The 21,261-nt window shown below is 68.0% G+C and carries 23 protein-coding genes and 1 tRNA gene; 10 read left to right on the forward strand and 14 right to left on the reverse strand.

What is annotated here, in order from left to right; translation table 11 throughout:
* Positions 1–14: 14 nt before the first annotated feature.
* Positions 15–140: a hypothetical protein gene (locus tag KNJ79_RS12525; RefSeq protein WP_317151308.1), complete on the reverse strand. Its 126-nt coding sequence runs from the start codon at positions 138–140 to the stop codon at positions 15–17.
* A gap of 90 nt (positions 141–230) precedes the next feature.
* Between KNJ79_RS12525 and KNJ79_RS12530 the strand changes: the two genes are divergently transcribed.
* Positions 231–1,556: a flavin monoamine oxidase family protein gene (locus tag KNJ79_RS12530; RefSeq protein WP_317151309.1), complete on the forward strand. Its 1,326-nt coding sequence runs from the start codon at positions 231–233 to the stop codon at positions 1,554–1,556.
* A 159-nt stretch (positions 1,557–1,715) separates the two neighbouring features.
* Positions 1,716–2,144 (forward strand): hypothetical protein, encoded by a 429-nt coding sequence (locus tag KNJ79_RS12535; RefSeq protein WP_317151310.1) that lies wholly within the window; start codon positions 1,716–1,718, stop codon positions 2,142–2,144.
* Between the two features lie 262 nt (positions 2,145–2,406).
* Here the strand turns inward: KNJ79_RS12535 and KNJ79_RS12540 are convergent.
* The 4 genes from KNJ79_RS12540 to KNJ79_RS12555 form a co-directional block, all read right to left on the reverse strand.
* A tRNA-Arg gene (locus KNJ79_RS12540) sits at positions 2,407–2,483 on the reverse strand.
* A gap of 47 nt (positions 2,484–2,530) precedes the next feature.
* The gene (locus KNJ79_RS12545; protein ID WP_317151311.1) at positions 2,531–3,001 is read right to left on the reverse strand and encodes a DUF1178 family protein; all 471 of its coding nucleotides are present in this window, start codon (positions 2,999–3,001) and stop codon (positions 2,531–2,533) included.
* A 3-nt stretch (positions 3,002–3,004) separates the two neighbouring features.
* Positions 3,005–3,265 (reverse strand): glutaredoxin 3, encoded by a 261-nt coding sequence (gene grxC / locus KNJ79_RS12550; RefSeq protein ID WP_089216408.1) that lies wholly within the window; start codon positions 3,263–3,265, stop codon positions 3,005–3,007.
* 4 nt (positions 3,266–3,269) lie between these two features.
* Positions 3,270–4,109, reverse strand: a complete 840-nt coding sequence (locus KNJ79_RS12555; RefSeq protein WP_089216407.1) for a double zinc ribbon domain-containing protein — start codon at positions 4,107–4,109, stop codon at positions 3,270–3,272.
* A gap of 69 nt (positions 4,110–4,178) precedes the next feature.
* Here KNJ79_RS12555 and KNJ79_RS12560 point away from each other — a divergent pair, with 69 nt between their 5' ends.
* Positions 4,179–5,030 carry a methyltransferase domain-containing protein gene (locus KNJ79_RS12560; RefSeq protein WP_317151312.1) on the forward strand — a complete coding sequence of 284 codons (852 nt, stop codon included), beginning with the start codon at positions 4,179–4,181 and terminating at the stop codon, positions 5,028–5,030.
* Positions 5,031–5,114: 84 nt separating this feature from the next.
* Here the strand turns inward: KNJ79_RS12560 and KNJ79_RS12565 are convergent, their stop codons facing one another.
* Positions 5,115–5,543 carry a (deoxy)nucleoside triphosphate pyrophosphohydrolase gene (locus tag KNJ79_RS12565; RefSeq protein ID WP_317151313.1) on the reverse strand — a complete coding sequence of 143 codons (429 nt, stop codon included), beginning with the start codon at positions 5,541–5,543 and terminating at the stop codon, positions 5,115–5,117.
* 64 nt (positions 5,544–5,607) lie between these two features.
* On the opposite strand from KNJ79_RS12565, the gene KNJ79_RS12570 reads away from it, so the two are divergent.
* Together KNJ79_RS12570 and KNJ79_RS12575 are read left to right on the forward strand one after the other, a co-directional pair.
* Positions 5,608–5,787, forward strand: coding sequence for a Flp family type IVb pilin (locus KNJ79_RS12570; protein ID WP_317151314.1), 180 nt, complete (start codon positions 5,608–5,610; stop codon positions 5,785–5,787).
* A 136-nt stretch (positions 5,788–5,923) separates the two neighbouring features.
* A complete protein-coding gene (locus KNJ79_RS12575; protein WP_317151315.1) occupies positions 5,924–6,106 on the forward strand; it encodes a Flp family type IVb pilin in 183 nt (60 codons plus the stop codon).
* Between the two features lie 104 nt (positions 6,107–6,210).
* Here the strand turns inward: KNJ79_RS12575 and KNJ79_RS12580 are convergent, their stop codons facing one another.
* The 4 genes from KNJ79_RS12580 to KNJ79_RS12595 form a co-directional block, all read right to left on the reverse strand.
* Entirely contained in the window at positions 6,211–7,716 is a 1,506-nt protein-coding gene (locus KNJ79_RS12580) for a M48 family metalloprotease (RefSeq protein WP_394357123.1), read from the reverse strand.
* Positions 7,717–7,941: 225 nt separating this feature from the next.
* On the reverse strand, positions 7,942–8,889 hold the full coding sequence (locus KNJ79_RS12585; RefSeq protein ID WP_317151316.1) for an acetyl-CoA carboxylase carboxyltransferase subunit alpha: 948 nt from the start codon (positions 8,887–8,889) through the stop codon (positions 7,942–7,944).
* Positions 8,890–8,898: 9 nt separating this feature from the next.
* Complete coding sequence (locus tag KNJ79_RS12590) at positions 8,899–9,810, reverse strand: tyrosine recombinase (RefSeq protein ID WP_317151317.1); 912 nt, start codon at positions 9,808–9,810, stop codon at positions 8,899–8,901.
* Entirely contained in the window at positions 9,803–11,620 is a 1,818-nt protein-coding gene (locus tag KNJ79_RS12595; RefSeq protein WP_317151318.1) for a hypothetical protein, read from the reverse strand. Before KNJ79_RS12595 ends, KNJ79_RS12590 begins: the two co-directional genes overlap by 8 nt.
* 246 nt (positions 11,621–11,866) lie before the next feature.
* Between KNJ79_RS12595 and KNJ79_RS12600 the strand changes: the two genes are divergently transcribed.
* Positions 11,867–12,445, forward strand: coding sequence for a shikimate kinase (locus KNJ79_RS12600; RefSeq protein WP_317151319.1), 579 nt, complete (start codon positions 11,867–11,869; stop codon positions 12,443–12,445).
* Positions 12,433–13,533 carry a 3-dehydroquinate synthase gene (gene aroB / locus KNJ79_RS12605; protein WP_317151320.1) on the forward strand — a complete coding sequence of 367 codons (1,101 nt, stop codon included), beginning with the start codon at positions 12,433–12,435 and terminating at the stop codon, positions 13,531–13,533. The genes KNJ79_RS12600 and aroB overlap by 13 nt, the downstream gene beginning before the upstream one ends.
* 31 nt (positions 13,534–13,564) lie before the next feature.
* Here aroB and KNJ79_RS12610 read toward each other — a convergent pair whose 3' ends face one another.
* From KNJ79_RS12610 to radA, 4 genes are read right to left on the reverse strand one after another with little or no spacing between them, the layout of a single operon-like run.
* Entirely contained in the window at positions 13,565–15,463 is a 1,899-nt protein-coding gene (locus KNJ79_RS12610) for a cation:proton antiporter domain-containing protein (protein WP_317151321.1), read from the reverse strand.
* Entirely contained in the window at positions 15,460–15,885 is a 426-nt protein-coding gene (locus KNJ79_RS12615; RefSeq protein WP_317151322.1) for an iron-sulfur cluster assembly scaffold protein, read from the reverse strand. The genes KNJ79_RS12610 and KNJ79_RS12615 overlap by 4 nt, the downstream gene beginning before the upstream one ends.
* Positions 15,882–16,433: a CvpA family protein gene (locus KNJ79_RS12620; RefSeq protein ID WP_170935550.1), complete on the reverse strand. Its 552-nt coding sequence runs from the start codon at positions 16,431–16,433 to the stop codon at positions 15,882–15,884. Before KNJ79_RS12620 ends, KNJ79_RS12615 begins: the two co-directional genes overlap by 4 nt.
* Positions 16,434–16,442: 9 nt before the next feature.
* A complete protein-coding gene (gene radA / locus KNJ79_RS12625; RefSeq protein WP_317151323.1) occupies positions 16,443–17,804 on the reverse strand; it encodes a DNA repair protein RadA in 1,362 nt (453 codons plus the stop codon).
* Positions 17,805–17,993: 189 nt separating this feature from the next.
* On the opposite strand from radA, the gene fsa reads away from it, so the two are divergent.
* From fsa to KNJ79_RS12640, 3 genes are all read left to right on the forward strand, one after another.
* The gene (gene fsa / locus KNJ79_RS12630) at positions 17,994–18,644 is read left to right on the forward strand and encodes a fructose-6-phosphate aldolase (RefSeq protein WP_317151324.1); all 651 of its coding nucleotides are present in this window, start codon (positions 17,994–17,996) and stop codon (positions 18,642–18,644) included.
* 146 nt (positions 18,645–18,790) lie between these two features.
* The gene (locus KNJ79_RS12635) at positions 18,791–19,585 is read left to right on the forward strand and encodes an enoyl-CoA hydratase-related protein (protein WP_317151325.1); all 795 of its coding nucleotides are present in this window, start codon (positions 18,791–18,793) and stop codon (positions 19,583–19,585) included.
* Positions 19,586–19,699: 114 nt separating this feature from the next.
* A complete protein-coding gene (locus KNJ79_RS12640) occupies positions 19,700–21,193 on the forward strand; it encodes an acetyl-CoA acetyltransferase (RefSeq protein ID WP_317151326.1) in 1,494 nt (497 codons plus the stop codon).
* The last annotated feature ends 68 nt before the right edge of the window (positions 21,194–21,261 follow it).

The following is a 21,261-nucleotide window of genomic DNA, read 5'->3' on the forward strand; positions in this document are numbered from 1 at the left end:
CTCTGCAAATTCTCCTACCGGCGCTGTTCGGTGACGACAATGTCGTCCGCCGCATCGCCGCCACCGTCCTGCGCCAGCGCCGTTATCGCCCCGGCAAAGACGCCGGGCGCCGCGACCAAACCGGCGTCCAGTCCCTTCATATCCCAATCCCCTTCCTCGCCGGCGGCGTGGCGCTGGGGAACGAAGCCGCCGCGCGCGCACCCAAAGGCGGGAGCGACTAGGTTCTCGACGTGGCGATCGTCGGCGCCGGCCTTTCGGGCCTGACGACGGGGCGCGAGCTTCGCCGGGCCGGGCTCGATTCCTTCGTGATCCTCGAAGCGCGCGACCGCATCGGCGGCCGAACGGTCAACCACGAGATTGGCCACGGCGTAATCTCTGAGGGCGGCGGCCAGTGGATCGGTCCGGGTCAGACCGAAATCTACAACCTCGCCGCCGAGCTGGGGGTCGAAACCTTCGACAGCTATCACAAGGGGAAAACGGTCTATTTCGTCGGCGATCAGAGCTTTACGCAGGAGGATGGCGAAGGCGGCATCGTCGGCGACAGCCCGATCGTCGAGAGGATCAACGCGATGGCGCGGCAGGTGCCGAGCGCGGCGCCCTGGACCGCGCGCCACGCCGCCGAGTGGGACCGCTTGTCGCTCGCCGACTGGCTCGCCTCGCAGGATGCGAGCGAAGAGGAAAAGGTCAATTTCTTCCTGTCGGCGACGCTGACCTATGGCGCCCCGCCCGAAGCGCTGGGGCTGCTCCACTATCTGACGCTGATCAATTCCTTCGGGTCGAGCCTTCAGAAGCTCGAAGCGATGGAAGGCGGCGCGCAGGAAAAGCGGCTCGTCGGCGGCTCGTGGATTCTCAGCAAGAAGATGGCCGAGGGATTGCAGGACAAGATCCGCCTCTCCTCGCCGGTGCGAAAGATCGTCGGCTGGGACCGCGACATCGTCGAACTGCACACCGACACGGGCATCGTTCGCGCGCGGCAGCTGGCCTTTTCCGCGAGCCAGGGGGTCGCGAGCAGGATCGTCTTCGCCCCCGCCCTCCCCGCCGCGCGCGCCGCGATGCACCGGGCGTGGCCGGTCACCGCGAAGATGCGCAAGGCGGTGCATGTCTATGCGCGGCCCTTCTGGCGCGATGCCGGGTTCAACGGCCAGGTGCTCGACATCGGCGGCGCTTTGCTCTGGTCCGCCGACAATTCGCCGCCCGATGCGTCGGTCGGCATCCTCACCTGCTTCGTGCGCGAAGGCGCGCTGCCCGCCGATCCGGCCAAGGCGGGGCCGATGCTCGCCGCGACCTATGCCCGGGCGCTCGGCGAGGCGGCACTCCACCCGCTCAAATATCACGAGATCGACTGGGGCAGCGTCGACGAATGGACGCGGTCGTGCGTCTCGCCCTATCCGCCGGGCTTTCTGACCCGATGGGGCGCGGCGTCGCGCGAGCCGATGGGGCGCGTCATCTGGTCGGGAACCGACATGGCCGAGCTTCACCCGAGCTCGATGGACGGAGCGATCCGGGCCGGGCGCAAGGCGGCGCTGCAGGCGCTCGCCGCGCGAGTGCGGGCGTGACCCGCGCGGCGTGGCGCTCGATCGGCGGCTGGTTAGAAGAACCCGCCGACCTTCGCCCGCCGCTCGAAGGCCCCGCCGGCGCCGGTGTCGTCATCGTCGGCGGGGGGTTTCGCCGGACTGTCGACCGCTCTCGAACTTCGCGCAGGCGGCGCCGATGTCGTGCTGATCGAGGCCGTGTTCGCAGGCTTTGGCGCGAGCGGGCGCAACGCGGGCCTATTCGGCGCCCGATCCCGCGACCGCGACGACGCGCACCTCGACCTTATATTCGGGTGCCGCCAGATCCGTGACACCGACGCGCGTCGCGGGGGCGAAATGATAGCTGTCGTAGAGAAATTGGGTGCCCGCGGGCACGATCTGCTGTCGCTTCGCGCTCATCGCCGCCTCCCCCTCAATGGACCTTCCGGAACACCGGCGAACGATAGGGTTCGCCTTCAGATGCCCGGTTTCCTTCTGAAACAGGAAGCCATGCTGCGTGAAGCGGCTCTACGACGCTATCGAGAACGGAATTGCCGACGTGGACGACCCAGCTCTCAAGGAGCGCATAGCGACGCTCAAGGCGACGCGCGATCAGGCAAAGGCCGACGCTGAGCGCGTGGCGGCTTCGCTCAGCGCTGAGGGCCGGAAGGCGGTCGCGCCCGCCATGCTGGCGAACTTCGCCAGCGCCGCGCGCAAGCGGATGCGAAATGCGAACGGCGGCTATCGCCGCAATCACCTCCGCGCGCTGGCGCAAAGGGTGGAAGTCGCTGCCCATGAAGTTCGGATTCTCGGCTCGAAAAGCAATCTGCTGCAAGCGCTGATCGCAGGGGTCGCCGAAACAAAGCCGGGCGCAGTGCCCAGCTTTGTTCCGAAATGGTGCGCCCGACAGGATTCGAACCTGTGGCCCCCAGATTAGGAATCTGATGCTCTATCCTGCTGAGCTACGGGCGCGCCGCGGTTCGTGTAGCGGCGTCGGGCGTCGCGCGTCAATCGGCGGATCAGTTCACCGCGTCGGGCGGGACAAAGGGCACCAGCAGCGGGATTGCGGCGATGCCGTCGTCATGCAGCGCCTGCGCCTCTTCGGGCGAAGTCTGGCCGTGGATCATATCCTCGGGCGCCCGGCCCTCGTGCATCGCGCGCGCTGCCGCCGCAAAGTCGCGGCCGACCCAGCGCGAGCGCGGCAGCATTTCGGCCTGCTTCGACGCAATCGCCGCGAGTGCGGCGCGGATCGCCTCGGGCACCGGAGCGTTCGGCGTTTCGGCGGACACGGGCGCGGGAGCCGCGGACGCTTGCCGGTTCGACTTCGCGCCAACGCGCGGCGCCATCACCGCCTTGCGCACATCGTCGTCGCCGCAGACGGGGCAGGCGATCAGCCCGCGCGCCTGCTGATCGGCAAAGCTTTCGCTGCTCGCGAACCACGCCTCGAAACGGTGGTCGCCCGCGCCGCAGCAAAGATCGAAGACGATCAAGCGTCAAGCCTTTCCGAGCAGCGGATCGAGTCCGCCCTTCGCATCGAGCGCGGCAAGCTCGTCGCTGCCCCCGATATGCCGGCCGTCGATGAAGATCTGCGGGACCGTGCGGCGGCCGCCCGCGCGCTCGACCATCGCGTCGAATCCGGCGCGGTCCATCGTCACGTCGATTTCCTCGACATTCACCCCCTTGCGGTCGAGCAGCGCCTTGGCGCGCGTGCAATAGGGGCAGAGAAATTTGGTATAGACTTCGATTTTGGCCATGCGGCTATCCTGTCATCCTTTCGTCACCCATATCGGAATCCAGCGTGGCAAAGTCAAATGGCGCGCCCGCCGTCATGGCTTCGGGGACCACGCGCGCCCAGGTCAGCGCCGACACGCGCGCGGCGCCGCTGCGGCGTAGCAGGCGCGCGGCTGCGCGCAGCGTGGCCCCGCTCGCGTGGACATCGTCGATGAGGATCAGGTGGCGCCCCCGACAGCGCGTCTTGGCACCCGCCCCCAGCGAAAAAGCACCCGCGACGATGCGTTCGCGCTCGCGGCGCCCCTTGCCGCGCAGCGACGGAGTCGCCTTGCGCCGCATCAGCAGATGGGGATCGTGCGCGACGCCGCTCAGCCGCGCCAGCTCGCCTGCGATCAGGGCGGCTTGATTGAAGCCGCGCGACCAAAGCCGCCAACGGTGAAGCGGCACCGGAACCAGCAAAGCCTTTTCCGTCGCCTCCTCTCCGGCAAGCGCGCGAAGCGGGCGCAGCATCAGTCCCGCCATCAATCGCGCATGGCCGAGGCGGCGGCCATATTTGAGGCGAAGCGCCACCGTTCGTGCAGCGCTGCCATAGGCCACTGCCGCCGGCGCGCCTTCGAACGGCGGGAGAGCCGCAAGGCAGGCGCCGCATTGCAGGTCCGCACCCGCCGCGGCGCCGGGCAATGGAATCGAGCAAAGCGCGCAGGCGGGACCGTCCAGAAAATGCAGCCCCGACCAGCAGTCGAGGCAGAATTGCCGGTCGGCGGCTACGATGGTGCCGCACGCCGGACAGCGCGGCGGCAGCGCATAGTCGACGACCGCGCGCGCCGCTTCACGCAGGCCGTCGATCAGCCGCGCGGGCTTGCCCATGGCGGAAAATCCCCCTTCCCTGGCCATGAGACCCTTGTGAAGCAGGATGCGGGACGGCACAAGCGCGCGATGGCCGCTTCCCCCGCCCCGCTCTTCTCGTCCGCGCGCCACCGCGCCCAGCGCGATCGCCTTGCACGGCAGCCCGCCGGCGCCGACTTTCTAGCGCCGATCGTCGCCGAAACCCTGCTCGACCGGCTGTCGATGGTGACGCGCGACTTCGCGCGCACGCTGCTGATCGGCGGGCATGACGCGTCGCTCGCCGGCGCATTGCAGGCGACCGGAACCTGCCTAACGATCCTCGAAGCCGGGCCGCGGCTCGCGGCGCGAACCGGCGCGATCGAGGCCGAAGCCGACACGGTGGACCTGCCGTTCGCCAGCTTCGACCTGATCGTCTGGCCCGGCGGCCTCGACAGCGTCAACGACGTTCCCGGCGCGCTCGTCCGCCTGCGCGCGCTGCTTGCCCCCGACGGCCTGTTGCTCGGCAGCTTCGTCGGCGACGGCAGCCTGCCGCGGCACCGCCGTGCGATCATGGCCGACGGCGTGCGCCCGATCGCGCGTATGCACCCGCAGATCGACCTTTCCGCGATGGGCAACCTGCTCCAGCGCATCGGCTTCACCATGCCGGTGGTCGATGTCGAGGCGCTGACCGTGCGCTACGGCGACTGGTTCGCACTGGTGCGCGACCTGCGCGCGACGGGGCTCGCAAGCCGCCTCACCCCCGCACCGCCGCCGCTGACGCGCGAAGAGGTGGCGCGGATCGCCGCCGCCTTTGCCGCGCAGGCCGACCCCGACGGGCGTGTCGCCGAAAGCTGGCGGCTGATCCATTTCAGCGGCTGGGCGCCGCACCCCGACCAGCCGCGCCCGGCCCGGCGCGGCAGCGGCACCGCCTCGCTTGCCGAGGCGCTGAAACCGAAACAATAATCTTTGCCCCGGCGAAGGCTGGGGCCGTTATCGGTATAGCGCAAGCTTGCCGGCGGCCCCGGCTTTCGCTGGGGCGACGACGCTTCAAATCAGCGCCTCGAGCAGACCGATCAGCGGCCGGTCGGCGGGCGGCATGTCGAGCGCGTAGAGATCGACGGGGCGCACCCAGCGCAACGCCGTCGCATGGATCGGCTGCGGGGTGCCGCGCCATTTGCGGCACGCATAGACGAGCAGCAGCAGGTGCCGATCGCCAATCCGGTCGCTGGCGAAGCAGGCGGGGGCAAGGCAGGCGGTCTCGACGTCGATCCCGAGCTCCTCGTGCAGTTCGCGCACGAGCGCCGCTTCGGGCGTCTCGCCCGCCTCCAGCTTGCCGCCGGGAAATTCCCACAGCCCCGCCATCGCCTTGCCCTCGGGACGTTGCTGGACGAGCAGCCGCCCATCGCCGTCGACGAGCGCGGCGGCGACCACGATCAGGCCGTTTTCTGCGGGTTTCGCGGGGGGCGGGGCGATCAAATTGTTAACTTTCCTGTGCGACCATGGACGCCTCGGGAACTATAAGTTTGTTAGGGGTGGAACAATGTCTATCTTTTTCAGGCTGCTGCGGTCGACCAGGGCCGCAACGGCCATCGAATATGGGCTGATTATCGCGCTGATCTTTCTGGCCGCCGTATCGGCGATGACGTCGGTCGGCAAGTCGACCGCGGGCATGTGGAATCGTGTTTCCACGACCACGACGAACGCGGTGAACAAAAACTGAGCGTCCGGTCCCGGCACATCAGCGCCGATTTATCGCTTCGGTCCATTAAACTTTTCAAAACCAATTCGCCTTAGACCCGCAGCGTTGACCACGACCAGACCGTCAACAGGGTAAGTGACTTATCAGGAGACCAGACATGAAGTTCATCAAGAAGTTCGTTCGCGACACCAAGGCCGCGACCGCCATCGAATATGGCCTGATCGCCGCGCTCATCGCCGTTGCCGCGATCACCGCGCTCAGCAATGTCGGCAACAGTGTCAGCAACACCTTCACCAAGGTCGACACCAAGATGTCGGAAGCCAACAACAAGGTCCAATAATAAGACACACAAATCACGCCAGTCAGCGCCTCGACTTGATAGTCGAAGGCGTTCACCAGCGAAGGGCGGCGAATATTTATTCGTCGCCCTCTTGATTAGCAAGATCACCGCCCCGCGTACACAACCAGCTTTACCTTCTGCCCCGGCATCAAACGCGCGTTGGCGGCACGCCGGTTGAGCACCTGAAAGCGCTCGACCTGATAGTTGCTGTACGCCATGCGGCGCGACAGGTTCGCAGCCGTGTCGCCGCTCTTCACCGTTACCACATCGACGCGCCGCGGCTTGATCGCCGCCGCTTCGCTGGCGCTCAGGCGGCGCAGGCTGCCGAACATCGAGTTGAAGGTCCCCGCTCCGCCCGCCTTGGTCAGCGCGACGAAATGAAACGCGCTGCTGCGCGAAAATTCATAGGCGAAGACGGTGACATCGACCTGCCCCGACTGGCTGTTGGCGCGGACGGTGGTGTAATAGGCGGGAATAGCGTTCACCGTCGTGCGCTGGATCGTGCCGGGCGTCAGATTGGCGTCGCCGCCGATCGCCTTCAGCACCGATGCGATATAGGCGTTCATGTCGCCATTGTAGCGCCCGGTCGAAAATTGCGCCTGTCCGCCGTTGCCGCTGATGTCGACCGCGGTCGTTCCGTTCTGCATGCCAAAGCCATTGGGCACCGTGAATGCCAGCCGCAAGTCGGGATGCAGGAACTGCCGTCCCTCGACGACACCCTGCGCGGGATCGTCGCCATAGAGCACGCCGTCCACCGAGGCCATGAACGCATCGGCGTTGCGAACGCCGCCGGCTCCATAGCGGCTCGCGAGTTGCTGCGCGTTGCGCACGCGCGAAGCCGGGTCGGGGTGCGTGCTCGCCCATTCGGGGATCGAGCGCGCATCGCCGGCGATCCGCGCTTCGAGATCGGTCTGGTTCGCGAGGCTCGCGAGCATCGTCGACAGCGCCAGCGGATCATAGCCCGCGCTCTTCAGATATTGCACGCCGAGCTGGTCGGCCTCGAGTTCCTGGCTCCGCGAAAAGCCGAGCGTCGCGAGCTGCGCAACCTGCATCGCATTATTCTGAAGCAGCCCGCCGAGCGAGCCGAGCAGCCCGCCTTCGCCGCCGATCGCGCTGCCGAGCACGGCGCCGAGCACGCCGAGGATGCTGTTGCGCGTCGCGGCCGACTGGCGCTTTTTGCTGTGCTGCGCGGCGACATGGCCGACCTCGTGCCCCAGCACGCCCGCCAGCTCGGCCTCGTCGTTCATCAGCGCCATCAGCTGGCGCGTGACATAGACATAGCCGCCGGGAATCGCGAAGGCGTTGTTCACCGGCGAATTGAGCAGGGTAACGGTGAAGTCGCCGCGCGCGTTCGACATGCCCGACTGGACGGCGATAGTCTGGCCGACGCGCGTGACATAGGCGGTCTGCGGCCCGGCATAGGCGCCGCCGAATTCCTGGAGCAGCTGGGGGTGCGCCTCGGCGCCCTGCTGGCGTTCGGCGGGAGTGATGCTGGTCGCGGTGCGGATCGTCTTGGTCCTGGCGTCGGCGGGACCGCTTACCCCGCTCCCCGCCATCGCACATCCCGCCAGCGCCATTGCCAGCGCCGTCGTCATCGTCGTTCGGGCCATGAAATGCGTCTCCCTTTTCCTTTTCAAGCCCCTCCCCTTCAGGGGAGGGGCTTGAAAAGGAACGCCATCGCAAGCGATCGGGTTCCCGTCCGCACCATGATCGTCTTCGATCACATCATTGTGTGTCCCCGCAAAGGCGGGGACCCATCTCCGGTCGGTTTGAAATAGCACCGGCGGGAGATGGACTCCCGCCTTCGCGGGAGCACGCAGGTTTCGAATCGCAGTCTAACCGCGCCCCATCGCGAGGAATTTCTCTTCGCGCGCCGACAGCAGCGCATCGCGGGGGAGATCCGAAAGCCCGTCGAGTTCCTCGGCGATCGCATCGCCCAGCGCCTTGATCGCGACGTCGGGCGCGCGGTGGGCACCGCCCACCGGCTCGGGCACGATCCGGTCGATCACCTTGAGCGCGAGCAGATCCTGCGCCGCCATCTTCATCGCCGCCGCGGCTTCGGGCGCCTTGTCGGAGGTGCGCCACAGGATCGAGGCGCAGCCTTCGGGCGAGATCACCGAATAGACGGCATTTTCGAACATCAGCACGCGGTTCGCCGCGGCGAGCGCGATCGCCCCGCCCGATCCGCCCTCGCCGACCACCGCCGCGACCATCGGCACGCCGAGCGCGAGGCATTGTTCGGTCGAGCGCGCGATCGCCTCGGCCTGTCCGCGCTCCTCGGCCTGGATGCCGGGAAAAGCGCCCGAGGTGTCGACGAGCGTCACGACGGGCAAGCCGAAGCGGTCGGCCAGCTGCATCAGGCGGATCGCCTTGCGATAGCCTTCGGGCTTCGCCATGCCGAAATTATGCTTCATGCGCGACGGGATATCGTCGCCCTTTTCGTGGCCGATCACCATCACGCGGCGGCCGCGAAAGCGCGCGAGGCCGCCGAGGATCGCCTGATCGTCGCCGAAATTGCGATCGCCGGCGAGCGGCATCCAGTCATCGAACAGGCCCGCGACATAATGTTTGAAATGCGGCCGGTCGGGATGGCGCGCGACCTGCGTCTTCTGCCATGGCGTCAGCCTGGCATAGATGTCGCGCAGCATCTTCGCGGACTTGGCCTCGAGCCGCGCGATGTCGCCGTCGATGTCGAGCGTGGGATCGCTCCCCATCTCGCGCAGTTCGGTGATCTGGCGATCGAGGGCGGCGACCGGTTTTTCGAAATCCAGAAAGGCTGTCATGCGGAATCGCTAGGCGGAAGGCGTCGTCAGGTCAACGTCCTCCATCCGCGCCAGCGGATGACGGCGATTGACCAGTTCGACGAGGCGGCGGCTGTCGACATGGGTATAGATTTCGGTGGTCGCGATGTCGGCATGGCCGAGCATCAGCTGCAGCGCACGCAGGTCGGCGCCGCCCTCGAGCAGGTGGGTCGCAAAGGCGTGGCGCAGCACATGCGGGCTGATCGCGGCCGGATCGAGCCCGGTGCGCGCCGCGAGTTCACGCAGCAGCTGGAACAGCCGCACTCGTGTCAGATGTCCCTTGCCCGACGGAAAAAGCCACGGCGAGCCGTCGCCGGCGAGCGGCAGCCACTGGTCGAGCGCCCCGCGCGCGCGATCGGACAGCGGCACGAGCCGTTCCTTGTCGCCCTTGCCGCGCACGATCAGAAAGGCGCGTTCGCCCGTAATGGCGCGGCGCGGTAGCGACACGAGCTCGCTCGCGCGCAGGCCCGAGCCATAGAGAAGTTCGAGGAGGAGCAGCTGGCGAACCGCGGCGGCGGGCGGCGCCTCCCCCGCCGCTTCGTCGCCGGCCTGCGCGAAGAGGCGTTCGACGTCGGCGTGCGTCAGCACGCGGGGCAGCGGCCGCCGGGTCGCGGGCCGCGCGACGTCGAGCGCCGGATTGTCGGCGCGCTCGCCTTCGTCCGCCAGAAAGGCAAAGAACTGCCGCAGCGCCGACAGCTTGCGCGCCGCGCTGCTCGCCGCGAGCGAGCGATAATCGGCCATGATCTTGCGCAGCATCGCCGCATCGGCTTCGGCGAGCCGGCCCTTTGCGAAACGCGACGCCTGTTCGAGATCGCGGCGATAGGCGGCGAGCGTGTTGCGCGCGGCGCCGCGCTCGGCCGCCATCATCTCCAGAAAGCGGTCGATCGGCGCCGCGTCAGACACGCACCAGCGCTTCGGCGGCGATCATCCGCGCCTCCGCCTCCAGTCCGACGTCGCGCAGCGCGCGGACGATGTGATAGAGGTGATAAGCGGGCACTTTCGACCAATCGCCCTGCATCCCCGTCGCCGCAAGCAGCGCCACCATGCCGGGTTCGCGGCGCCGTGCCGCGGTTTCGATCGCCTGCGTCCAGCGCGTCTGCTTGCCGAGATCGACGCCAAGATCCTGCGCCGCCGACGAGGCCGCCCCCGCGTCGATCCGGCCGAGCCCGGCGAGCCCCGCGAGCAACAGCTTCGAGCGCAGTTGTCCGGCGCTATCGTCGCCTTCGGCGAACTGGCCGATCCGGCCCGTGCTCGTCCCGCCGAGCGGCTGCGGCAACCCCACGGCGAGCACGCCCCAAGCGTGGCTTCCCGCATCGACGCGCGCCGCCCAGTTCGCGGCGTTGCGGTCGTACCCGCCGGCGAGCATCGAGCCGATCAGCTGCCACGGATCATCCGCCACGGCGGTCGCCGTCGGCAAGGCGGCCGCGGCGCGCGCGGTCGAGACGATCGCCGCATAGCGCGCGATCGCATTCCCCTCGCCGCCCCAGATCTCCTGCATCGCGGCGTAGCGATCGGCCGCGGCTGGCGCGGCAAAGGCGTTGCGCAACGTGTCGGTTTCGGCCGCGAGCGGCGCGGCCGGTTCGGCCTCGCTCGCCGCCGCACTCAGCAACGACAGATAGGCTTCGCTCGACAGCACGCCGCGCGCCGCCGCTTCGGGCGCCGCGGCGATGCGGTCGGGCATGTCGGTCATCGGCGCGAGGACCGTCCAGCCGCGCATGTAGAAAGGTTCGGATGCGCGCAATTCGGCGGGAATCCCTATTCCGGTCGCCGTGGCCATGCCGAAACGCCAACTCGTCAGGCGCTCGACATTGTCCCATTCGATCGTCGTCGAGCGCCGCCCCGCGCCCGTCGCGCCCAGCACGCGCTCGGCGAGCAATATGTCGAAATTGGCAATCTGGCCGCGCGACCGCACGCGGCCGATCGCCCAGCCGGCGGGGCCGGCGTCACCGGTCAGGCCCGAGCAGATCGCCGAGGCCAGCCGCCACGTCTGCTGGTCGCCATGCGCGAGGCCCGCAGGAACATAGGGGCACATTCCCGCTGGATCGGCGTTGGCGAGATAGGTTTGCTGCGCGACGGCAACGAGCCGCCTGCTCGCGCGGTCGTGATCGACCGACTGGACGATCCAGCGCGCGCCGACCGATTCGCCCATGCGCAACAGCAGCGCGGCGCGGTCGGCGGCAAGATCGGCACCGTTGATCGTCTCGGGCGTGTCGATCGCCGAGAGCAGCGCGCGGCGGAGCAGAATCTGCACCCAGCGCGAGGCGATCCGGCCGTTCGTATTGCGCATGATTGCCGCGGCATATTGGCCGCGCACACCGAACGCATCGGGCGCCATGCCGCCCGTTTCGGGGGTCAGCGGGCCGATGCGGGTGAGCAGGCGCCGTGCGCCCGGCGGCAGGTCGTATTTGAGGCGGCTCGAGATTGCGCCCTCGACTTCCTCTTCTTCCTCGTCGGCCGCCTCATCCTCCGCGTCCGCGGCGTCCTCGACGGTCGGCTTTGCCCCCGGAGTCGCCGGAACGCCCGGCTTGGGCGCCGACGGCGCCGAAGGCGTGGGGGTCGGACCGGGCGCGGGCGTGGGTGCCGGCGTCGGCGCGGGCGGGCTACCGAAACCTTCGGGCAGCAGCGATTCCTGCGCGGTCACGGGCAGGATCAGCGCCGCGGCGAGCGCGCTTCCCGACAGGCCGAGCGTCAGGGCGAGCAGTTTCTTCTTCATTGCGGCGCCCCCGCGGCAATCGTGTCGGTCACATCCACCTCAATCCATTTCGGCTCGGCGGGCCGGCCGAGGAACCACAACAGAGCTGCAAAGGCGACCAGCAACAACGCCAGCACGAGCAGCCGCCCGATCCACCGGCCTTTTCCCGATCTTTCCTCTGTGTGCAATATCCCGGCGACCCTTGGCTATACATATGCGCCGAAAACCATTGTCCCGCGCGGTCCGGGCGGTATAGCCGCGCGCATCATGGCGCGAAACCCGAAAAGCCCGGCCCTGGCCATCGACCCCGCGATCCGCGCGCGGCCGATCGTGCTCGTCGGCTTGATGGGCGCGGGGAAATCGACCGTCGGCCGCCGCCTCGCGCAGCGCCTCGGCATGGCCTTCGCCGACGCCGACGACGAAATCGAGCGCGCCGCGGGCATGACGATCTCCGACATTTTCGCGAAATTCGGCGAAGCGCATTTCCGCGATGGCGAGCGCCGCGTGATCGCGCGACTGCTCGCCGGAAAGCCGCTCGTCCTCGCGACCGGCGGCGGTGCCTTCATCAACGACGAGACGCGCGCGCTGATCCTGAAGGACAGCCTTTGCATCTGGCTCGACGCCGACATTCCAACGCTCGTCGAGCGCGTCGGACGCCGCAGCCATCGCCCGCTGCTCAAGGACCGCGACCCCGGCCAAGTGCTGCGCGAACTCGCGGCGGTGCGCAATCCGATCTATGCCGAGGCGCATCTGCGCGTCGGATCGGCGAGCGACCCCCACGACCATACGGTGCGCGCGATATTGGAGGCCCTGTCAACATGGGAAGATCCGGCATGCAAAAGCTGACCGTCGAACTGGGGAGCCGCAGCTATCCCATATTGATCGGCGACGGATTGCTCGAAAAGATCGGCGCACATGTCGCGCCGCTGCTCAGGCGTCCGCGGACGATGATCGTGACCGACGAGCATGTCGCCGACCTCTATCTAGCGCGCGTCGGCACCTCGCTCGCGCAGGCGAATATCTCCTTCTCGTCGCTCGCGCTGCCCGCCGGCGAAGGCACGAAAAGCTGGGAGGGGCTGTCGCGCCTCACCGAATGGCTGATCGACCAGGGCATCGAGCGCAGCGATCATGTGATCGCACTCGGCGGCGGCGTGATCGGCGATCTCGTCGGCTTTGCGTGCAGCATCGTCAAGCGCGGCTGCGCCTTTGTCCAGGTGCCGACGACATTGCTCGCGCAGGTAGACAGCAGCGTCGGCGGCAAGACCGCGATCAACGTGCCGGCGGGCAAGAATCTGATCGGTGCCTTTCACCAGCCAGCGCTCGTCGTGATCGACCCGGCAACGCTCGCGAGCCTGCCGCCGCGCGAGCTGCGCGCGGGCTATGCCGAGGTCGTCAAATATGGGCTCATCGACGATGCGGACTTCTTCGCATGGTGCGAGGCGAACGGCGCAGCGCTGCTCGCGGGCGATACGGGCGCGCGGCATCGGGCGATCGCGCATAGCGTCGCCGCGAAGGCGCGCATCGTCGCCGCCGACGAGCGCGAAACGCAGGATGTCCGCGCCTTGCTCAATCTCGGCCACAGCTTCGGCCACGCGCTCGAGGCCGAAACCGGCTATTCGGACCGGCTGCTCCACGGCGAAGCGGTCGCCGCCGGCATGGCGCTCGCGCATCAATTTTCGGCCGCGCAGGGCCTCTGCCCCGCCGCCGACGCGGCGCGCGTGCGCGATCATCTCGCGAGCGTCGGCCTGCCGCACAGTCTGGCGAGCGCCGGAGTGGGCACCGGCGGCACGGCGCTCGCGGCGCATATGGCGCACGACAAGAAGGTGCGCGGCGGCAAGCTACCGCTGATCCTGACCCGCGGCATCGGACAGAGCTTCGTGACCGAGGAGTATGGGCTCGATGCGGTGGCGGCGTTTCTGGACGGGGCGGGCTGATCCCACTCCCCTGAAGGGGAGAGGGCAAAGGCTACGCCGTCTCAGGATCAGCCACCTGCATCGTTTCCTCTTCGCGCGCTGCTTTCGCTGCCTGCCGCCGCTGGCGCAGATTTTCGAGCACGCTCGCCGCCTCGCGGCCGCCGCCCGGCTTGAAGCGATGGTCGCGACCCGCCGCCAGATCGCCTTCGTCCATCTGCGCGGCGAGCCGCGTTTCGTCGAGCTGCCGCAGCGCCGTCTCGACATCCTCCACCTCGCGCGGATCGACATCGAGTTCGGCGAGTGCGAGGCGCCCGAGCGCAATCGAGCTTTCGAACACTTCGCGCACCGCGCCGGCCGCCCCCGCGCCGTCGATCGCCATCAGCTGGCGCCGGTCGAATACGCGGATCAGCACCTTCGCCTGCGGAAAGGCTTCGACGATCGGGCGCAGCGCCTCGGCGTCGACCGAAGCGTCGTCGATGCAATAGATAATCAGCCGCGCCTCGTCGGCGCCCGCGCGGCGAAGCAGGTCGAGGCGCAGCCCGTCGCCATAATAGACTTTGGTGTCATAACGGCCCGACTGTTCGATCTGGCTCGGCTTCTTGTCGATCAACGTGACCGAGCAATCGACCGCGTGCAGCATCTGCGCGACGGTCTGGCCAAAGCGGCCATAGCCGATGACCAGCGCCGACCCGCGCGGCGCCGCGTCGGGGCCTTCGGGCATCGGACCGTCGCGATCGGGCGCGAATTCGAGGTTGCGGGCGAACAGCATCAGGAACGGCGTCGAGACCATCGACAAGGTCACGACCGCGCTGAACAGGCTCGCCGCCTCGGGCGCGATCAGCAGCGCCTGCTGTGCCTGGGTGAAGAGCAGAAAGCCGAACTCGCCGCCCTGGCTGAGCAGCAGCGCAAGCCCGAGCGCGGTTTTCCACGACTTGCCGAACGCACGCACGAGCAGCGTCAGCACGACGACTTTCGTGACGACCAACCCCGCCGCGAGCCCGAGCACGCGCAGCGGATCGGCAAGCACCACGCCGACATCGAGCACCATCCCGACCGCGAGGAAGAAGAGGCCGAGCAGGATCAGGCGGAAGGGCTCGACGTCAGCCTCTATCTCGTGGCGATAGGGCGAGTCGGCGAGCATCACCCCCGCGACAAAGGCGCCAAGCGCGGTCGACAGGTGCAGGCTGTGCATCAGCGCCGCGCTCGCGAGTACGACGAGCAGCCCGACGACGACGAACAGCTCGCGCTCGCCATAGCGGCCGATGACCTTGAGCAGCGGATTGACCACGAAGCGCCCCGCCAGCACCAGCCCGATGATCGCCAGCACCGTATAGAGCGCGAGCATAGCGCCGGGCGGGGTCGACGGGTCGGCAGGCGCGCGCGACAGCGCCGCGACGATCGTGATCATCGGCACGATCGCCAAATCCTGAAACAGCAGGATCGAGAAGGCCTTTTCGCCGAAGGGCGAGTTGATGCGCCCCGAGCTTTTGAGGCTCGGCAGCACCTGTGCGGTCGACGAGAGCGCGAGCGGCAGGCCGAGAACGAGCGCCGCCTGCCAGCTGAAGCCCTGCGTCAGCAGAATCAGCGCGGTGAGGACGAGCCCCGTGACGACCACCTGCGCGAGCCCGAGGCCGAAGATCGCCTTGCGCAAATCCCATAATCGGCGCGGATGCAGTTCGAGTCCGACGAGAAACAGCAGGAAGGCGATGCCGATCTCGGCGATCGCGAGCTTCGATTCGCCGCCGCCCACGAGACCCAGCCCGTGCGGCCCGACGAGCGCGCCGGCGATCAGATAACCGAGCACCGCACCGAGCCCGAGGCGGCGGAAGATCATCACGAACAAGGTCGCGACGCCGAGCAGGATCGCGCCTTCGAACAGCAAGGTATCGGTCGGCGTTTCGGCCGCCTGTTCGACCGCGGCGGTTCCCGCGGCGAGCAGCGTGGCGATCATGCGCGCACCTCTGCGCTCTCCAGCGCCGCGACCGCGGCATTGAAGGGGAGCAGGATCGCGCCGTGGCGCGCCGGATAGTCGCGCGCGGGCGCGAGCAGGTCGAACCCCGGCCAGTCGGGCCGTTCGCCCTCACCCGCGAACCAGCTCGCGATCGCATCGCGCGCGGCGTGGAGGTCGGCAGCGCTGCGCCCCGCAGCGTGGCGCGCGAGTAATGCAGCCGAGGCCTGACCGAGTGCGCACGCCTCGACGTGCAGGCCGACGCCCCTGACCAGCCCGTCCTCATCGGCGTCGACATCGACGATGATGCGGCTGCCGCACAGCGGCGCGCGCAGCGAGGCGCGGCGCGCATCGGTGAGCAGCGGAAAATCGGCGGTCGCCACAGCCAGCGCCAATATGTCGCGATTGTAGAGCGGCGCACTCATCGGGCCTTGTCCGTTTCTTCTCTCGCCGCGACGTCGGCGTCGCGCGATTCGGCACGGCGTTCGGCGATCACCTTGCTCAACGCCGCGCTCGTCGCATTGAGCGCCGGATAGGTCCGGCTGTCTGTCATCCAGACGGGGCGTGCCGCACTGCCATAGCCGATATCGTAGAGCAGCGTCGCGCCCATGAACAGCACGGTCGCGAGCGCCAGTCCCTTGACCGCGCCGAAGCCCGCGCCAAGCCCGCGATCGAAGCCGCCGACGAGCGACGCGCGGCTGCGCTGCCCCATCGCGCGCGACGCCCATTTGGTCACCGCGAACACACCGCCGAACAGCAAAACGAAGGCGAGCATCGCCGCGGCGCCGGGCGCGCTGACATAGTCCGCGAGCAGCCCGGTCAGCGTCGCGTGAAAGAAGCGCACCGCGAGGATCGCGAGCAGCCAGGCGAGAAGCGAGGTCACTTCCTGCACCAACCCGCGCGAAAAACCGAGAACCGTGCCGCCGCCAACGAGCAGCAGCACGACGATATCCATAGCCGTCAGACTTCCCATAGAGGCGAGCTAGTCGCGCCCGAGCATCAGGTCAACGAGTTCGCCGAGCCGGCCGAATCCGTTGACCCCGATCCCCTTCACGGCCTTCATCCCCTTCGGCCCCCAGCCCTTTGAAAAACCGAGCTTTGCCGCTTCGCGCAGGCGCAGGGCGTCGTGCGCCACCGGGCGCACTTCGCCCGACAGCGACAGCTCGCCGAAAACGATCGCGTCCGACGGCACCGGCCGCTCGCTGAAGGCCGAGATCAGCGCCGCGGCGACGGCAAGATCGGCCGCCGGATCGGTGAGCCGATAGCCGCCGGCGATGTTGAGATAGACTTCGGCTGCGCCCATCTGCAGCCCGCAGCGCGCCTCCAGGACCGCGAGCACCATCGCGAGCCGCCCGCCGTCCCACCCGACCACGGCGCGACGCGGCGTCGCCCCGCTCGCCAGCCGCACGGTGAGCGCCTGCACCTCGACGAGCACCGGGCGCGTGCCTTCCAGGGCAGGAAAGACGACCGATCCGGGTACGTCGCGGCTACGATCGGTCAGGAACAGGCTCGAGGGGTTGGCGACCTCACCCAGCCCCTCCTCGCCCATCGCGAAGACACCGATCTCGTCGGTGCCGCCGAAGCGGTTCTTGACCGCGCGCAATATGCGATAAAGATGGCTGCGCTCGCCCTCGAACGACAGCACCGTATCGACCATATGTTCGAGCACGCGCGGCCCGGCGATCGTGCCGTCCTTGGTGACATGGCCGACGAGTACGACCGCCGCGCCGCTGTCCTTGGCATAGCGGATCAGCTCCTGCGCGCTCGCGCGGACCTGGCTCACCGTGCCCGGTGCGCTGTCGATCAGGTCGCTGTGCATCGTCTGGATCGAATCGATGACGACGAAGTCGGCCGCGCGGCCTTCGAGCGTCGCGAGGATGTCGCGCACCGAGGTCGCACTCGCGAGCGCGACGGGCGCCTCGCCGAGCCCCAGGCGCTGCGCACGCAGCCGCACCTGCCCCGCCGCTTCCTCGCCGCTGATATAGACGACCGACCTGCCCGCCTTCGCAAGCCGCCCCGCGGCCTGAAGCAGCAGCGTCGACTTGCCGATCCCCGGATCGCCGCCGATCAGCGTCGCCGACCCCGCGACGAAACCGCCGCCCAGCGCGCGGTCGAACTCGGCGATTCCACACAGCATCCGTTCGGGCATCGGGCTGTGTTCGCCGAGCGTTTCGAGCGCGAGGGCGCGCCCGCCCTTCGACAGGTCGTGCTTCGCCGAAAAGACGGTTTCCGGCGCCTCTTCGACGAGCGTGTTCCACTCGCCGCAATCGCCGCACTGCCCCTGCCAGCGATAGGAGACGCCCCCGCAATTCTGGCAGACATATTGTCGTTTCGCTTTGGCCATGCGGCTCGCTTAACTGGAACAAAGGCGGAACGCCAGCATTTTCCCGTCATCGTCATTGCGAGCGAAGCGAAGCAATCCAGAGCCTGCGCAAACCGCTCTGGATTGCTTCGCTTCGCTCGCAATGACGCAGAAAGAGCAGTAGGGGGTATCGCAATCCCGAATCACCGTCCCCAAAGGAAAGCGCACCCCATGAAATTCTTCGTCGACACCGCCGAAATCGCCGCCATCGAGGAGCTTGCCGCGACCGGCCTGCTCGACGGCGTGACCACCAACCCGTCGCTGATCGCCAAGTCAGGCCGCGACTTCAAGGAAGTGACGAAGGAAATCTGCGCCATCGTCGACGGTCCGGTGTCCGCCGAGGTGGTGGCGCTCGACCATGAAACGATGATGAAGGAGGCCGAAGTCCTCCGCAAGATTGCCGACAATGTCTGCATCAAGGTGCCGCTGACGATCGACGGCCTCAAGACCTGCAAGGCGCTGACCGGCGACGGCACCATGGTCAATGTCACGCTCTGCTTCTCGGCGACGCAGGCGCTGCTCGCGGCAAAAGCCGGCGCGACCTTTGTCTCGCCCTTCGTCGGCCGCCACGACGACAATGGCTTCGACGGGATGCAGCTGATCGCCGACATCCGCCTGATCTATGACAATTACGACTATGGCACCGAAATCCTGGTCGCGAGCGTGCGCCACGGCATCCATGTGCTCGAGGCGGCAAAGATCGGCGCCGACGTGATGACCGCGCCGCCCGCGGTCATCAAGGGGCTGTTCAAGCATGTCCTGACCGAAAAGGGCATCGAGGGCTTCCTCGCCGACTGGGCGAAGACCGGCCAGTCGATCTGACGAACCTCGTCATTGCGAGCGGAGCGAAGCAATCCAGAGCGGTTTACGCGACTCTGGATTGCTTCGCTCCGCTCGCAATGACGATCAGCAGTTGACGTAAACGTCAACCTCCCGCGATACTCGCCCGAAAGGGAGAGAGATTCGCGATGACCGACACCACCATCCTCACTGAACGCCGCGGGCACCTCCTGATCGTGACGATCAACCGGCCCGAGGCGCGCAATGCGGTCAACGCCGCGGTGCATGTCGGCATCGGGACCGCGCTCGAGGCCGCCGAGGCCGATCCCAGGATCCGCGCCGTGATCATCACCGGCGCGGGCGACAAGAGCTTTTGCGCGGGCGCCGACCTGGTCGCGCTGTCGCGCGGCGAAAGCCTGGCGCCCGACAATGCCGAGCAGCAGGCGTGGGGCTTTGCGGGCATGGTGTCGCACCCGATCTCGAAACCGATCATCGCCGCGGTCAACGGCTTCGCCTTTGGCGGCGGATGCGAGATCGCGCTGATGAGCGACATCATCGTCGCCGCCGATCATGCGCAGTTTGGCCTGCCCGAGGTCAAGGTCGGGCTGTTCGCCGCAGCGGGCGGCGCCTTTCGCCTCGCGCAGCAGATGCCGCGCAAGCTCGCGATGGAGCATATGCTGACCGGCGACCCGATCCCCGCCGCGCGCGCCGCGGCGTTCGGCCTCGTCAACCATGTCGTCCCGCTCGCCGATCTGATGCCCACCGCGATCGCGCTCGCCGAAAAGATCGCCGCCAATGCCCCGCTCTCGGTGCAGGCGACGAAGCGCGTCGCGCTCGGCATCCAGCACGGCCATATCGCCGCCGACGCGCCCTATTGGGAGCACAACACGATCGAACGCGCCGCGCTGATGCGCAGCGAGGACGCGCGCGAAGGCCCGCGCGCCTTCGCCGAAAAGCGCAAGCCCGAGTGGAAGGCGCGCTGATACAATGACGGTTGACGCTATTTCCGTTCGCATCGAGCGAAGTCGAGATGTCCATCGACTTGGCGTTTGCCCTCAGCGTGTCTCGACTTCGCTCGACACGAACGGAGACATCGAATGACCGATCCCGAGCGCATCCCCGTCATCATCGGGGTCGGGCAGCTGAACGACCGCCCCGACGATCCCGACGAAGGGCGCGATTCGCTCGGCCTGATGGTCGCGGCGCTGCGGCTCGCCGCTGAGGATGCGGGCGTGCCGCTCGCGGAGATCGACAGCCTCGCGATCGTCGACCAGATCAGCTTTCGCCACCTTGGCCAGCTCTGCGAGCCGCTCGCCGCCGCGATCGGCGCCGCCCCGGCGATCAATTACCAGTCCGCCGCCCCGCACGGCGACACGCCGGTCCGGCTGCTCAACGAAGCCGCGAACCGCATCGGCGCGGGCGAGGTCAAACTCGCCGCGGTGGTCGGCGGCGAAGCGCTACGCACCGCCGCTGGGCGCGCCGCCAAGGCCGCGAGCGGCGAGGACAAGAGCTATAATGCGATCCGCAAGGTCGCGACCCGCCGCGAGCCCGATTATGCGCAGAAGCACGGCCTTGCCGCGCCGGTCGACGTCTATCCGCTCTATGAAAATGCGACGCGCGCCGCGTGGGGCCAGAGCCTCGCCGAAGCGCAGGCCGAGAGCGCCGAAATCTGGTCGCGCTTTTCGCAAGTCGCCGCCGCGAACGACGGCGCGTGGATTCGAAAGGCTGCCGCGCCCGCCGAGATACTCGACGTCAACGAGCGCAACCGGCCGATCGCCTTTCCCTATTCGAAGCTGATGGTCGCCAATTCCTCGGTGAACCAGGGCGCGGGCTTCCTGGTCGCGAGCCTCGCCGAGGCGCGGCGGCGCGGGATTGCCGAGGACCGCCTGATCTATGTCGGCATGGGCGCCGCAGCGAAGGAGCCGCCGAGCATCCTCGCGCGCGACCGATACGACGGCAGCGTCAGCATGGAAACGTCGATCCGCCGCACCCTCGACCTGAACGGCATGACCGTCGAGGATTTCGATTGCGTCGAGCTTTACAGTTGTTTCCCCTGCGTCCCCAAGATGGCGCGCCGCATCCTCGGCTGGCCCGCGGACCGGCCAGCGACCGTGTTCGGCGGGCTGACCTTCGGCGGCGGGCCGATCGCCAATTATATGAGCCACGCGATCGTTTCGATGGTCGAGCGGCTCCGCGACGCGGGCCGCTATGGCTTCCTCTTCGCCAACGGCGGCTTCGCAACCGACAATCATTGCATCGTGCTCGGCAGCGCGCCGATCGCGGCGGCGCGCTTCCCGCAGGATTTCGACTATCAGGCCGAGGCCGAGGCAAAGCGCGGGCACGTCCCGGCGCTGGTCGAGGATTATGCGGGGCCGGCGACGATCGAAAGCTACACCATCTTCTATGCCCGCGACGGTGCGCCGCGCGCCGGCGTCGTCGTCGCGCGGACGCCCGAAGGCGCGCGCACGCTCGCGCATGTCGACGTCGGCGACGCGGCGATGCTCGCGTTCCTGACCGACGGCGCGGCCGAGCCGGTCGGGACGTCCGGGCGGGTTGTGGCGCTCGACGAGGGCTTTGGCTGGCGGGCTTAGAGCATGATCATATTTCTTGGACGCATGAGTGCTCCCGCGAAGGCGGGAGCCCATCTCCTGCCGGCGCC

The sequence above is a fragment of the Sphingopyxis indica genome (assembly GCF_032879645.1).
Classification (GTDB): domain Bacteria; phylum Pseudomonadota; class Alphaproteobacteria; order Sphingomonadales; family Sphingomonadaceae; genus Sphingopyxis; species Sphingopyxis indica.